This is a genomic window from Bacillus sp. ms-22 (assembly GCF_009759805.1).
GTDB lineage: Bacteria > Bacillota > Bacilli > Bacillales > Bacillaceae > Bacillus > Bacillus xiamenensis.
Genome location: NZ_CP046653.1, coordinates 1120828 through 1134371, shown reverse-complemented (window position 1 = coordinate 1134371; position 13544 = coordinate 1120828). Strand labels below are relative to the sequence as shown.

Sequence of the window (13544 nt, the reverse complement as noted above, 5' to 3'; positions counted from 1 at the left end):
GGTTACATTATAAATGAAAGACACACTCAAAAGGAGGTCATCTGTATGAGTCAAAAAATCCTTTGTGAAGTAAACAACTGTTCTTACTGGAATGCTGGAAACCGCTGCGGTGCAGATGCAATCTATGTAGTCAGCCATACAGGAAATACGGCTGAAAAAAGTGAAGAAACTGATTGTAAAACATTTAAACCGCAAGATCTTTAAGTCTCATTAAAGGAGGCGCTTCACTTTGAAAAACGATCGGCTTGCTCAAACGTTTTTTGACGAAATTCAGGACGCGGACGAAGCCGCATTTTATCAAGCCGCTCACTCCTTTTTAAATCTTTGGGATTATGAATATGGACATGTAACCGGCATGCCCAATGAAATGCATCAGTATATTGGACAACTTGCTTACGACAGCGAGCTGGTAGAAGAGTAAGAAAGAGCGGATGACCGCTCTTTCTTTTTGATTCAGACAGGAAGGAAAAACTTTTCTCAACTATACATATGTTCTATTGGTTGTGCAAAAGGCCATTTTTTCGTTTTCATTTCACAAAATCATGTTTTGTAAACACGTCAATTTTATCTGAGAACGAACGAAGCGCTTGATAATCAACTTCTACCCCCATCCCTTTAGAACGAGGCACCTCAATAAACCCATTTTCAACTTTGATTTCAGGAAAAATGATATCCTGCTCCCAGTATTTTGACGATGCTGAAATATCCCCCGGAATCGTAAATTGCGGCAGTGATGCAAGTGCCACATTCTGTGCGCGGGAAATACCTGTTTCAATCATCCCCCCGCACCATAACGGAATCTGATGCTCCTTGCAAAACGCATGAATTTTAAGGGCTTCAGTCAGCCCTCCAACTCGGGAAGGCTTCACATTGATCATCTGACAGCTGCCAAGTTCTACAGCTTTTCGAGCATCGTCTAAAGAACAAATACTTTCATCCAAACAAATCGGTGTTTTTAAATGCTTTTGCAAATGACGATGATCGACAATATCATCTGCAGCTAAAGGCTGTTCAATCATTAATAAACGAATGTCATCGAGCTGCTTCAGTTTGCTAATGTCCTTTAATTCATAGGCAGAGTTTGCATCTGCCATTAACGGAAGGTCAGGGAAAGACTCCCTTATCTTTTGAAGCAGTCCAATATCTTGTCCCGGCTTAATCTTCACCTTCACACGCTGATAACCTTGATCTACATATTGCTGGATTTGCTGAATCATTTCGTCAACAGGCCCTAAACCCGCCACAACGCCAGATGGGATTCTGTCTTTTGTGCCGCCTAATACGTCACGTAAGGACTTATTTTCACGCTTCGCATAAATATCCCACACAGCCGCTTCAATCCCTGCTTTGGCCATTCTATTGCCTTTAAAGTGGTACAAGCTGTCGGGTATTTCTGAAGGATGTGTAAAAGATCGGGTCAGCACGTTAGGGATAAAGAAAGCTCTCAGCATGTGATAGCAGGTCTCAATGGTTTCTTCTGTATACCATGGGGAAGAAAAGGCAGACACCTCTCCCCATCCAGTTAATCCTGTTTGGTCTTTGACCTCAACAATAATAAACTCACGCTCTGAAATGGTTCCAAGACTTGTTGTAAATGGCTGCTTGAGTTTCATCGTGACATGATATAAGATCACACGTTCAATTTGAATCATCTAAAAACCCCTTTGATTTGAGTCTGTGCCTCTGTAATTTATTCGACGCATTCCTTGGAAGCTCATCCACAAAATGAAAAGCGGCTGGCCATTTATACTTGGCTAATTGCGACTCGCATAAAGCATAGAGCTCACTCTCCGATATCTGACGGTCTGCCACAAGAAAGGCGGCAGGTACCTCTCCCCATCTTTCATGATACATCCCCGTCACTCCGGCTTCCTTTACATGCGGATGTGTTAAAAGAACCGCTTCAATTTCCGCTGGATAAATATTCTCTCCACCAGAAATAATTAAATCTGAACGCCGGTCAAGTACAAATAAGAACCCTTCCTCATCCACATATCCAATATCACCCGTTTTCAGCCAGCCTTGTTCAAAGGCAGCAGCAGTTGCTTCTTGACGATGAAGGTATCCTTTCATAACATTTGCACCTTTCACCATGATTTCGCCATGCTCAAAAGGACGGCAAATACGTTCACCATCTTGAATCTTCAGTTCACACCCAAAAAGTGGTTTCCCCGCTGATCCAAGCTTCTCCATACTAAATTCGGGCGCAAGTGTCACAATTTGTGAACACGTTTCCGTCATACCGTACGATTGAAACACAGGAAATCCCTTCTCTTTACTTTCTTGAAGCAGCGTATAAGGCGCAGGGCCTCCGCCTAATAACAGGCAGCGTAAAGAAGACGGACATTCTTCAAGCCTACTTAATAAACGAGACAGCATCGTTTGAACAACTGAAATCATCGTCACATGATGGCGTTCAATAGAATCCTTTACTTCATCCACATCAAACTTCTGGTGCAGCACGACTGCCATACCGTATATGACAGATTTAAATAAAGCAGATAAACCGCTTATATGAAAAAGGGGCAGCGCAATGAGCCATCGATCTTCCTCTCTGATGCCTAAATTCAGTGCAGATGAAACAGCACTATGAAAATGATTGCCAAACGTTTGCTCCACCCCTTTTGGCCGCCCTGTCGTTCCAGATGTATACATAATGGTCGCGGTCTCATTCAAATCAACGTCATTCTCTATTTTCTTTTCATCATCTTGACCTGCTACAGGTAAAGTCTCCATTGTATACACAGGTAAATCACCGTCATGATCCTTTGCATAAAAAGGTTCTGTTAATAAAGCCTTGGCTTTTGCATCTTCAAGCTGATAGAGCCTCTCAGCTTTTGTCAGCTTATTGTTCAATAACACGATCTTTACTCCTAATAAAAAACAAGCGTGAACAAGCATCACCATGTCAGGATGATTGTTCATCAATATTGCGACCGTCTCCCCTTTTTTAAGGGAGGCACGTGACAATCTATTCGCAAGCCTGTTCACTTCGAAAGCTAAATCACGAAATGTCCATTCTTGGTCTTGATATATGAGCGCGACCCGATCTGGCGTTAAATAGGCACGGTGCAGCAGCCAATTTGGTTGCTTCATCATGACACCTCCTTTTCATAAAAGAAAACAGCTCAGTCTGATGCACTAAGCTGTTTTCGTCCATATCATTGAATCAAGGGAAACGCGGGAACTGACCGAAGTCCGGCTTCCGTTTTTCCTTAAAGGAATCGCGTCCTTCTTTTGCTTCATCTGTTGTGTAATAAAGAAGAGTCGCGTCTCCTGCAAATTGCTGAATTCCAGCTAATCCATCAGTGTCTGCATTAAATGCAGCCTTCAAGAATCGTAAAGCAGTCGGGCTCTTCTCTAGCATTTCCTCACACCACTTCACTGTTTCTTCTTCAAGCTGCTCTAATGGTACAACTGTATTGACAAGCCCCATATCAAGCGCTTCCTGTGCATTGTATTGACGGCATAAGTACCAAATTTCTCTCGCTTTCTTATGACCAACAATACGTGCAAGATAGCCTGAACCATAACCGGCATCAAAGCTGCCTACTTTTGGTCCTGTTTGTCCGAAAATCGCATTATCTGCTGCAATTGTCAGGTCACACACGACATGAAGTACATGTCCGCCGCCAATCGCGTAACCCGCAACCATCGCAATAACTGGTTTTGGAATAACCCGAATTAAACGCTGTAAATCTAGTACATTTAGACGCGGAATTTGATCGTCTCCTACATAGCCGCCATGACCGCGTACTTTCTGGTCTCCACCAGAACAGAATGCTTTTCCTCCAGCACCTGCAAGTACAATCACACCAACATTTGAATTGTCACGAGCACGTGAAAATGCATCAATCAATTCACTCACAGTCTTTGGCGTAAACGCGTTATGTACATGTGGACGATTAATGGTGATTTTTGCAATCCCATTGTACGTTTCATATAAAATTTCGTCATACTGACGCTCAGTTTGCCATTCAATAGCCATCAATATTTCCTCCTCTAATCTTACGCTAAAATAAACTCACTTACTATTTTACCAAAAAAATGTGGTTGTTCCACATGAACTGTATGCCCGGCATGCTCCGCCAATGTCAAATGACTGTCTTCAAGCTCCTGCTGCATACGTTTGGCGATATTGCAGAACTTTTCATCAAGCGTTCCGCAAATGAGCAAAACAGGCAATTTAATCTCGTTTAATGACGCCCACATAGACGGCTGTGAACCTGTTCCTATGCCTTCTAAGCTGCGAGCCAGTCCATAGGGATTGGCTTTTAACCTTCCCTCTCTCAGCTGAGCCAGCCTGTCAGCGGGTAAGGATTTCTGCGAAGCAAACAGCGGAATGTTCTCCCAAAAATCCACAAACTGCGCTAACCCTTCATGTCTGATCTTTTGAGCAAGCTGGTGATCATGATGAAGCCTTGCCATCCGCTCCTTGAAAGAGCGAAGCCCTGGAGATGTACTCTCAAGAATCAGTTTGTTGACACGTTCTGGATAACGGGAGGCAAACGATAAAGCAATACGCCCTCCCATAGAATATCCGAGAATGTTCACTTTGTGAAGCTTTAATTGATCTAATATCTCAGCAAGATCTGTCAGCTGCTGTGACATCGCATATCTTCTTATACTCTTTGGAGAGTCCGTGCGGCCATGTCCAAGCAAGCTGACCTGAATCAATCTTGTATGTTTTTCTGTATAAGTATTTAAAAACGACCAGGAAGCTGCACTCCCTGTAAAGCCGTGTAAACATAACGTGGCATTTTCAGCAGATGGATGATCGTCTATTACCTCATACGCCACACCATCATGCATTCGTATTATGAGTGAAGGCATTCTTTTTTCACTTCCATCAATATCTCGCTCATCATTTGACGATGTTTGTCTACACGAGAATGCCGGTCTGTTTCAATCTCGATTAAATGAAGCCCAGGCTCATGTATATGCGCCGAGTACACTTCATGTAATTCTTGTTTTGTTGCCGGCTTCGAATAGGTTCCCCCATATAACTTCGATGCATACTCAAAATTCAGCCCTGTCGGCGTACCGAAGAGTTTTTCATAATACGGTTCATCAGAAGCCTGTGGAAGGAAAGAAAAGATTCCTCCCCCATCATTGTTTAACAAAACAACCGTGAGCGGAATGTCCATCAGCTTAGCAGCAAGAAGACCGTTCATATCATGGTAAAAAGACAAATCTCCGATCACTAAAGTAATTGGTTGTTTCAAGGCCGCATATGTTCCAAGAGCTGTTGACACAACCCCATCAATGCCATTTGCTCCGCGATTGGCCATCATTCGAAACGGTTTTGACTGCGTTTCAAAAAATGTATCTACATCTCGAATTGGCATACTATTTCCAATAAAGAGCACACTCTCTTTTGGCAAGAGGTGCTGCAGCTGACGATACACATTTCCCTCAAATGTAAGGTCCTCATCAGAATATTGATTTGCATGCAGTCTAAAAGAAGAATTGACACTCTGCCAGCGATGTAAGTAATTTGTATTCTCTTGTTGATTTGCCCTATTCAACACTTCATTTACAAAAGCAGACACATGACTTTCAATCACGTATGACGCGCTTAATCCAGGATCTCGAAAACCTCCTGCAGCATCGACGACAATTTGCTTCACTTCCACATGCTTTTCCAGCCACTTAAATAACGGCTTAGACACAGGCATCGGTCCAAAACGTATGACCATATCAGGCAATAAATGCTGCTGTAATGCTTCATCCTTCAGCAAAGAGTCATATGCATCTATGATGTACTCTTCACTTTCATGTCCATTTCGCAAAAGAGAGAGCGGGTCAGCTAAAATCGGCAAATGCATGGCTCTTGCAAGACGTAACACTGACTCTTTCTCTTCCTGCGAATGAAGTTCACCGGCCACAATCAGACCTCTTGTTGATTTATTCATAATGGACACTAATTCTGACATGACATGATCATTTGGTAGAGCCTGACCTGCTGCCAATACTTTTTTCACAGCTCCTTCTTCTCTATCAAAAGGATCGATGGACAGATCAGGCAGCAATGGTTCTCTCAGCGGTACATTGATCTGAACTGGTCCCTTTGGCTCCTGCATTGAGATGTGAGCCGCTCTAGCGGCAGCAGTCTGTACATACCGAAGCATCATTTGACCTTCTTCTGGTAAGGCTAAGTCTGTGAACCATTTAACAAACTTACCGAATAAGAATTGCTGATCAATCGCTTGAGGTGCCCCGACTTCCCTCAATTCGTGCGGCCGATCAGCAGTTAAGACAATCAGTGGTACCCTGGAATAATGAGCCTCTACAACGGCTGGGTAAAAGTTAGCACCTGCCGTACCTGATGTACAAATGAGCAGCACTGGTGTTTGACTCGCTTTTGCAAGACCCAGTGCATAAAAAGCAGCAGACCGTTCGTCTACTAACACATGGACATTGATCTCTTGATGGGCAAGAGCCAACATGGCAAGCGGGGTTGAACGGGAACCAGGACAGACAACTGCCTCCTTCACACCACCTTGTACAAATTCATCCATCAATCTACCAATATATGTTGTCATGATTTGATTATTCATTCGGACGGCCTCCAAGAGCAGACAGCATCGGTCTTAATTTCACTTGCGTTTCCTCATATTCCTGTGTTGCAAGGGAATCCTCTACAATTCCGCAGCCAGCAAACAAACGCACATGATCTTCCTCAATCAGGCCTGACCGAATGGCTACAGCAAACTCTCCATTATCCTGAGAATCGATCCAACCAACCGGTGCGGCATACCATCCACGTTTCAAAGGTTCAATTTCCCGGATGACCTCAACCGCTTTTTCCTTTGGATATCCTCCAAGTGCTGGCGTTGGATGGAGCTGCTCAATTAATGAGAAGAGAGAACAGCTACTTTTGATTTCTCCTACAATTGGTGTAAATAAATGCTGAATGTTTTTGGTTTTATAAAGACTTGGTTGATGAGGCTTATGCACATGATGGCAGTTTGCTTCAAATGCTTGCTCAATCATATTGACGACAATTTGATGTTCAATCAAATTCTTCTCATCATGAAGCAGTTCTTCACCCAATGCTTGATCTTCGATTTCATCTTGACCACGCACAATGGAACCAGCTAAACAAGATGAAAAGACTTCTCCACCGCTTTTTTTCACTAAACGTTCAGGTGTCGCCCCGACAAACGCTTGTCTTCCTTGCTCTATAGCAAATACATAACTCGTGGTTTGATGTTTTAGCAATTCTGCTAATAATGGTGCAAGTTCAATTTGATTTTTATAGTGAAGCAAGACTTCTCTTGCTAAAACAACCTTTTCATATTCGTTCGCACGAATGTGTGCTGTCGCTTCATGGATCGCTTTCATCCATTCCTTGACATCCAGCTCTTCCATGTGAACAAGCTCTGCTTGTCCATCATGTCGTACAGGCAATGCATCAAAATTAGAAGCTTTCTGTTCTAACTCTTGAATGAGCTGATGAACATTCCCGTCCACCTCGTTCCATTCATTGATCGTTAGAAACGTACCTTCTTTGGAAACAGTCAGCATCATCGAAGGCACAAAAAAATGAGCCTCGCCAAATGCTTCCCAGTGACGCGCCTTCTCTTCATATGGATCAAATGAAAACCCTCCAAATAAAAGCGGGCCAACTGCCGCTTGCTTTAACTCCTTCTCATCATGAAAATGGAACATGTGCTGCTTCAATTGTTCCCATTCTTGATGAACGATATCGAATCGTTCTTTGCCTTGCTCTGATGATTTAATGACGGCCGCTCTGCCCAGTCCAGAAAATATCATTTGGCTTTCTGGATCAGACCAAAAAAACCGCTCACCTAAAAAATCCGCTTCACCGCTTTGGAAAAAGGCAAGAGGATCCAGATCGTCAACTCTTCTGGAGTAGCTTATCAAAACAGCATGGTTGACGTTATTCGCTTCTTCTAATGTCGCAAGCGCTTCCTGCCGGAAAGTACGTTGCACTGTTGTCACCATGATACATTCCTCCAAAATCCATGAAATAACATATAAAAATAAAATCATCATGTAAAAAATACATGAACATTCGAGTATGTCGAATGACCTGCTTTTCTATTATAAACCTTAACAGATGAACTTAGTAAAGAAAACAGCTTTTAAAACCTCGAATCCTTATTATATCACGCTTTCAAGTTTTTTTCGCTCCCGCTCATTGAAACGAGAACATCTAACGAAAAATGGTAAGACCTGTTCTAAGTTCAAGCTTTCTCTCTATATGGGAACGATTAGCAAACATCTTTTTCAGGTTTCATCGCATCAATATATTGACACCTTTTTGAACTTTGCTAAACTGGAATTTGGACGTGTACGTATTTTCTTATTTAAAGGAGTATATTTTATGCAGCATCAATCGATATCAGATCAGCTTTCACCAATGAAGCCTGATAAGAACTGGCGGATTTGGTGGAATTTACTACGACCGCATACATTAACAGCGGCATTTATTCCCGTTACGTTAGGAACTGTTCTCGCACTTCCTAGTGGTCAAATACATGTTGGGCTATTTTTAGCGATGCTATTTGCATCGATGTTTATCCAAATTGCAACGAACATGTTTAATGAGTACTTTGATTATGTTCGCGGATTAGACAATGAGGAATCTGTCGGCATCGGCGGAGCAATTGTTAGAAACGGTGTAAAGCCAAAAACAGTCTTAGGCCTCGCTTATGCATTATTCGCGCTTTCTTTATTACTTGGGGTGTATATTTGCATGATGTCTAGCTGGTGGATTGCACTCATAGGACTGATTTGTATGGCAGCAGGTTATTTTTATACCGGCGGCCCTGTACCAATTGCTTATACACCATTTGGAGAACTTGTGTCAGGTGCTTTTATGGGGTTAGGCATCATTTTAATTAGTTTCTATATCCAAACAGGAACACTGACATCAAAAGCTGTGCTCATTTCATTACCAATCTCCATTTTAGTTGGTGCCATCTTGCTGTCGAACAATATCCGCGATTTAGACGGTGATAAGGAAAATGGACGAAAAACACTTGCTATCCTGGCTGGACGTAAAGCTGCAGTCAATATTCTTCTTTCCATGTTTTTGATATCATATGTACTCATTTTTGTTTATATCTTCACAGATATCGTTGGCCTTTGGAGTCTTCTTGTTTTACTCAGTGTGCCAAAAGCTTATACAGCCATTAAAGAATTTAAGCAAAAAGAAAAACCGATTGAATTAATGAATGCCATGAAGTCGACAGCACAAACCAATACATTTTTTGGTTTCTTGTTAACGATCGCATTGATCTTACAATACTATCTCGCATAACATCAAACGCCTGCAGCCGCAGGCGTTTTTTAATGAGAAATTGCTTCAAATTGGAACAAGTCTTACATACAAAATTGCTCATACTAACAATATGTTTGATATGAAAGGATGATCGCTTTGTTGTCAAAAGACGAATTACAACATTTGAAGCAGCGCCTTCTTGAGGATAAACAAGAAATTGAAGCCAAAAGCCATGACGATGAACAGAACGTATCATTTCCTTATGATGCAGTCGGTGAACTGTCAGCCTATGATAACCACCCAGGTGATCAAGGGACAGAACTATTTGAGAGAGGAAAAGACATTGCCTTAAACAGTTTGGAACATGAACATCTGTCAGATATCAACGAAGCACTTCAAGCAATGGATGACGGCTCTTATGGTCTATGTAAGGTATGTGGCGCTCCTATTCCTAAAGAACGTTTAGAAGCCCTTCCTTCAGCCGTCACATGCACAGAACATTCAAAAGAACAAACTGTTTCACAAAACCGTCCGATTGAGGAGGATTTATTAAATCCGCCATCAGGGCAATTCGAAAATGAACAAAGTGCCGCCTACGATGGAGAGGATGCCTATCAGGATCTAGAACGCTATGGCAACTCTGATACTCCGTCCGATATGGAATTTCCACCACTGACATACGATGATGTGTATACACAATCAGAAGATGAAGATGATGTGGAAACCTATGAAGGATTCGCATCTGCTGATATTGAAGGCAAAGCAAGCAAGGTATACCCGAATAAAGCACATGAAGCCTATGAAGAAGCATTAGATGAAGAAGGCGTCATGACGGTGTTTGGTGACTTGAAGCCGTACGAAGAAGATCCTTATACCGAAAAAAAGCATTAGTCCCCTCATATTGGGGGCTATATGTTTATATCATGTAATAATTGGGAAATAAATTGAAGAATGAATGGATTGGGAGGAGATTCTTGATGGCAAAAAAAAGTATCATTTGGGCGGTTATCGTCTTCTTTATTACATACGCATTATTTTCTATTGCAGGGTTCCTGTTCCCCATTGACAGAGAATGGTATGAAGCATTAAATAAACCTGAATGGACACCTAGTGGTGGTGTGATAGGAGCAGTTTGGGCTGTCTTATTCGCCCTCATTTCATTATCTGCTGCAATGATATATGGAAAGTATGGATTTCAGAAAATCACTTTCCCCTTCTGGATACTCTTTCTTTTAAATTACGTTTTCAATCAGGCCTTTAGTTTTTTTCAATTTACACAAAAGGATTTGTTCGCCGCTACAATTGACTGCCTGCTTGTTGCACTGACAGCACTTGCACTGGTGATCGTTTCACGAAAACTAAGCAAAATCGTTCCAATTTTATTGATTCCTTATGTTTTATGGGGATTCTTTGCGACATACTTGTCTTATACGATCTACTCCATGAATATGTAGAAAAAGACCGCTAGAGCGGTCTTTCAGCGTGTAGACAAACCCTCGCATTCTTTGTCAGTCCTGCGTGCCGGTGCTCACGAATGTTACATTCGCTCCGCGCCGGTACTTGTCCTTCCTAGACTGCCAAGGTTTTCAGTTCACGCTGTCAAGAAGACAAAGGGCTAAAATAAAAAAGAGATCTATCACAAGATCTCTTTTAAAAATGACCCGTACGGGATTCGAACCCGTGTTACCGCCGTGAAAGGGCGGTGTCTTAACCGCTTGACCAACGGGCCATAAAAATGGCGGAGAAGGAGGGATTTGAACCCTCGCGCCGCTCGCGCGACCTACACCCTTAGCAGGGGCGCCTCTTCAGCCACTTGAGTACTTCTCCATTTGGCTCCGCAGGTAGGATTCGAACCTACGACCGATCGGTTAACAGCCGATAGCTCTACCACTGAGCTACTGCGGAAGGTCATGGTGGGCCTGAGTGGACTCGAACCACCGACCTCACGCTTATCAGGCGTGCGCTCTAACCAGCTGAGCTACAGGCCCATGAACGATATACAAATGGAGCGGGTGATGGGAATCGAACCCACGACATCAGCTTGGAAGGCTGAGGTTTTACCACTAAACTACACCCGCAAAAATATGTATGGGGCGATTGATGGGAATCGAACCCACGAGTGCCAGAGCCACAATCTGGTGCGTTAACCACTTCGCCACAACCGCCATACTGTCAATATTTATTTGTAAAAGTGGCTCGGGACGGAATCGAACCGCCGACACACGGATTTTCAGTCCGTTGCTCTACCAACTGAGCTACCGAGCCATGTATTCATTTAAAAATGGCGGTCCGGACGGGACTCGAACCCGCGACCTCCTGCGTGACAGGCAGGCATTCTAACCAACTGAACTACCGGACCAGTATAGACATAAGAATAAAATTTGGTTGCGGGGGCAGGATTTGAACCTGCGACCTTCGGGTTATGAGCCCGACGAGCTACCGAACTGCTCCACCCCGCGATGATATGGTTTTTAAAAATATGGCGGAGGAAGAGGGATTCGAACCCCCGCGGGCTTTGACACCCCTGTCGGTTTTCAAGACCGATCCCTTCAGCCGGACTTGGGTATTCCTCCGTATAGATGGTGGACCTTGTAGGACTCGAACCTACGACCGGACGGTTATGAGCCGTCTGCTCTAACCAACTGAGCTAAAGGTCCTTTATAGCGGCGGAGGGGATCGAACCCCCGACCTCACGGGTATGAACCGTACGCTCTAGCCAGCTGAGCTACACCGCCATGATCAAAATATTTTTTTAGAAAGTGGAGCCTAGCGGGATCGAACCGCTGACCTCCTGCGTGCAAGGCAGGCGCTCTCCCAGCTGAGCTAAGGCCCCATAAAAAGATGGTCGGGAAGACAGGATTCGAACCTGCGACCCCTTGGTCCCAAACCAAGTGCTCTACCAAGCTGAGCTACTTCCCGATCTTAATGGCGCGCCCGAGAGGAGTCGAACCCCTAACCTTTTGATCCGTAGTCAAACGCTCTATCCAATTGAGCTACGGGCGCTTATTTCATAATGCCGAGGGCCGGACTTGAACCGGCACGGTAGTCACCTACCGCAGGATTTTAAGTCCTGTGTGTCTGCCAATTCCACCACCCCGGCGTGGATGGTATAAGCGGAAGACGGGATTCGAACCCGCGACCCCCACCTTGGCAAGGTGGTGTTCTACCACTGAACTACTTCCGCATTACAGGATTTCTTTATGTTATTTGGCTATGCGGGTGAAGGGACTTGAACCCCCACGTCATAAAGACACTAGATCCTAAGTCTAGCGCGTCTGCCAATTCCGCCACACCCGCATGAACATGGTGAGCCATGAAGGACTCGAACCTTCGACCCTCTGATTAAAAGTCAGATGCTCTACCAACTGAGCTAATGGCTCGCTTTTAAAGCGACTTGTCTATCTTACCATATGAAAGTGATGCCGGCAAGAGGACTTGAACCCCCAACCTACTGATTACAAGTCAGTTGCTCTACCAGTTGAGCTACACCGGCTTTATCTATCCTAACATTATGTAAGAATAAATATGGTGGAGGATGACGGGCTCGAACCGCCGACCCTCTGCTTGTAAGGCAGATGCTCTCCCAGCTGAGCTAATCCTCCACTATGTAGGAATCTCTCGATCCGACAAAGATTATTATATACAGGTTTCACACATTTGTAAAGGCTATATTAAAAAAATTTTATTTCATTTTTCATTACGTATTTCTTTTAACAAATGATATTAATTCACCCTGTCAAAACTGCTTCAATTCAACGTTTAACAGCTATACTTCTCTCCTCTATATTCTCTTTAAATACATGCAATTCCTTCAAAATATGAGCAACCTATCATCTTTATACTTTAATGATATAGATATTCCTTAGATTTAGCAGATAGATACACTGTCTATTTATTTCAAAAAAAATAGACTTATACACCCTACTCTACTATTCTATTGCTTTTTTCATAGTCAGAGGTTCAAAAACATGCTTACCAGGCTTTCTTCTTGCTTTTAGACACCTGACACTCTTGTAGTAAATCGTATAGAAATGAAATCATTCATAAAACATATGAATCAAGTAGCTTTCTTGTCAAACAAGTACAAAAAAGACCAGTTCCAAATGGAACTGATCCTTAGAAAAGCTTGGCGGCGTCCTACTCTCACAGGGGGAAACCCCCAACTACCATCGGCGCTGAAGAGCTTAACTTCCGTGTTCGGTATGGGAACGGGTGTGACCTCTTCGCTATCGCCACCAAACCTGATGGAGAGAATGTTCTCTCAAAACTAGATAACAATGTTCATGCTTCA

The 13544-nt window shown here is 43.3% G+C and carries 11 protein-coding genes, 21 tRNA genes and 1 rRNA gene; 5 read left to right on the top strand and 28 right to left on the bottom strand.

Going from position 1 to position 13544, the window contains the following annotated elements:
- Positions 1–45: 45 nt before the first annotated feature.
- Together GPA07_RS05945 and GPA07_RS05940 are read left to right on the top strand one after the other, a co-directional pair.
- A complete protein-coding gene (locus GPA07_RS05945) occupies positions 46–204 on the top strand; it encodes a DUF1540 domain-containing protein (RefSeq protein WP_008360682.1) in 159 nt (52 codons plus the stop codon).
- 25 nt (positions 205–229) lie between these two features.
- Complete coding sequence (locus GPA07_RS05940; protein ID WP_008360684.1) at positions 230–421, top strand: hypothetical protein; 192 nt, start codon at positions 230–232, stop codon at positions 419–421.
- A 106-nt stretch (positions 422–527) separates the two neighbouring features.
- Here GPA07_RS05940 and menC read toward each other — a convergent pair whose 3' ends face one another.
- The 6 genes from menC to GPA07_RS05910 all read right to left on the bottom strand — a co-directional run bounded on the left by menC (position 528) and on the right by GPA07_RS05910 (position 7971).
- Entirely contained in the window at positions 528–1652 is a 1125-nt protein-coding gene (menC, locus tag GPA07_RS05935; RefSeq protein ID WP_008360686.1) for an o-succinylbenzoate synthase, read from the bottom strand.
- Positions 1639–3099 (bottom strand): o-succinylbenzoate--CoA ligase, encoded by a 1461-nt coding sequence (locus GPA07_RS05930; RefSeq protein WP_034739699.1) that lies wholly within the window; start codon positions 3097–3099, stop codon positions 1639–1641. Before GPA07_RS05930 ends, menC begins: the two co-directional genes overlap by 14 nt.
- 70 nt (positions 3100–3169) lie before the next feature.
- A complete protein-coding gene (menB, locus tag GPA07_RS05925; protein WP_034665273.1) occupies positions 3170–3988 on the bottom strand; it encodes a 1,4-dihydroxy-2-naphthoyl-CoA synthase in 819 nt (272 codons plus the stop codon).
- Positions 3989–4008: 20 nt separating this feature from the next.
- A complete protein-coding gene (menH, locus tag GPA07_RS05920; protein WP_157292176.1) occupies positions 4009–4833 on the bottom strand; it encodes a 2-succinyl-6-hydroxy-2,4-cyclohexadiene-1-carboxylate synthase in 825 nt (274 codons plus the stop codon).
- Positions 4818–6560: a 2-succinyl-5-enolpyruvyl-6-hydroxy-3-cyclohexene-1-carboxylic-acid synthase gene (gene menD, locus GPA07_RS05915; protein WP_157292175.1), complete on the bottom strand. Its 1743-nt coding sequence runs from the start codon at positions 6558–6560 to the stop codon at positions 4818–4820. Before menD ends, menH begins: the two co-directional genes overlap by 16 nt.
- Positions 6553–7971, bottom strand: coding sequence for an isochorismate synthase (locus GPA07_RS05910; protein WP_008360695.1), 1419 nt, complete (start codon positions 7969–7971; stop codon positions 6553–6555). Before GPA07_RS05910 ends, menD begins: the two co-directional genes overlap by 8 nt.
- Positions 7972–8353: 382 nt before the next feature.
- Here GPA07_RS05910 and GPA07_RS05905 point away from each other — a divergent pair, with 382 nt between their 5' ends.
- The 3 genes from GPA07_RS05905 to GPA07_RS05895 all read left to right on the top strand — a co-directional run bounded on the left by GPA07_RS05905 (position 8354) and on the right by GPA07_RS05895 (position 10707).
- Positions 8354–9292 (top strand): 1,4-dihydroxy-2-naphthoate polyprenyltransferase, encoded by a 939-nt coding sequence (locus tag GPA07_RS05905; RefSeq protein ID WP_008360696.1) that lies wholly within the window; start codon positions 8354–8356, stop codon positions 9290–9292.
- A 117-nt stretch (positions 9293–9409) separates the two neighbouring features.
- Positions 9410–10144, top strand: a complete 735-nt coding sequence (locus tag GPA07_RS05900) for a TraR/DksA C4-type zinc finger protein (RefSeq protein WP_157292174.1) — start codon at positions 9410–9412, stop codon at positions 10142–10144.
- Between the two features lie 86 nt (positions 10145–10230).
- Complete coding sequence (locus tag GPA07_RS05895; protein WP_157292173.1) at positions 10231–10707, top strand: TspO/MBR family protein; 477 nt, start codon at positions 10231–10233, stop codon at positions 10705–10707.
- A gap of 203 nt (positions 10708–10910) precedes the next feature.
- Here the strand turns inward: GPA07_RS05895 and GPA07_RS05890 are convergent.
- The 22 genes from GPA07_RS05890 to rrf all read right to left on the bottom strand — a co-directional run bounded on the left by GPA07_RS05890 (position 10911) and on the right by rrf (position 13493).
- A tRNA-Glu gene (locus tag GPA07_RS05890) sits at positions 10911–10982 on the bottom strand.
- 7 nt (positions 10983–10989) lie between these two features.
- Positions 10990–11080 (bottom strand) — tRNA-Ser (locus GPA07_RS05885).
- A 3-nt stretch (positions 11081–11083) separates the two neighbouring features.
- A tRNA-Asn gene (locus GPA07_RS05880) sits at positions 11084–11158 on the bottom strand.
- Positions 11159–11164: 6 nt separating this feature from the next.
- Positions 11165–11241, bottom strand: a tRNA-Ile gene (locus GPA07_RS05875).
- Positions 11242–11257: 16 nt separating this feature from the next.
- Positions 11258–11331 (bottom strand) — tRNA-Gly (locus GPA07_RS05870).
- Positions 11332–11342: 11 nt separating this feature from the next.
- Positions 11343–11418: transfer RNA gene (locus GPA07_RS05865), tRNA-His, on the bottom strand.
- Between the two features lie 27 nt (positions 11419–11445).
- A tRNA-Phe gene (locus GPA07_RS05860) sits at positions 11446–11518 on the bottom strand.
- Positions 11519–11535: 17 nt separating this feature from the next.
- A tRNA-Asp gene (locus GPA07_RS05855) sits at positions 11536–11612 on the bottom strand.
- A 23-nt stretch (positions 11613–11635) separates the two neighbouring features.
- Positions 11636–11712 (bottom strand) — tRNA-Met (locus GPA07_RS05850).
- A gap of 21 nt (positions 11713–11733) precedes the next feature.
- Positions 11734–11826, bottom strand: a tRNA-Ser gene (locus GPA07_RS05845).
- A gap of 7 nt (positions 11827–11833) precedes the next feature.
- Positions 11834–11910: transfer RNA gene (locus GPA07_RS05840), tRNA-Ile, on the bottom strand.
- A gap of 4 nt (positions 11911–11914) precedes the next feature.
- Positions 11915–11988 (bottom strand) — tRNA-Met (locus GPA07_RS05835).
- Positions 11989–12013: 25 nt separating this feature from the next.
- Positions 12014–12086 (bottom strand) — tRNA-Ala (locus GPA07_RS05830).
- 9 nt (positions 12087–12095) lie between these two features.
- A tRNA-Pro gene (locus GPA07_RS05825) sits at positions 12096–12172 on the bottom strand.
- A gap of 7 nt (positions 12173–12179) precedes the next feature.
- Positions 12180–12256 (bottom strand) — tRNA-Arg (locus tag GPA07_RS05820).
- Between the two features lie 11 nt (positions 12257–12267).
- Positions 12268–12353: transfer RNA gene (locus GPA07_RS05815), tRNA-Leu, on the bottom strand.
- A gap of 12 nt (positions 12354–12365) precedes the next feature.
- A tRNA-Gly gene (locus tag GPA07_RS05810) sits at positions 12366–12437 on the bottom strand.
- A 30-nt stretch (positions 12438–12467) separates the two neighbouring features.
- A tRNA-Leu gene (locus GPA07_RS05805) sits at positions 12468–12550 on the bottom strand.
- A 7-nt stretch (positions 12551–12557) separates the two neighbouring features.
- A tRNA-Lys gene (locus GPA07_RS05800) sits at positions 12558–12633 on the bottom strand.
- Between the two features lie 40 nt (positions 12634–12673).
- A tRNA-Thr gene (locus GPA07_RS05795) sits at positions 12674–12746 on the bottom strand.
- A gap of 33 nt (positions 12747–12779) precedes the next feature.
- Positions 12780–12855 (bottom strand) — tRNA-Val (locus GPA07_RS05790).
- A gap of 522 nt (positions 12856–13377) precedes the next feature.
- Positions 13378–13493: ribosomal RNA gene (gene rrf / locus GPA07_RS05785) — 5S ribosomal RNA — on the bottom strand.
- Positions 13494–13544: the final 51 nt, after the last annotated feature.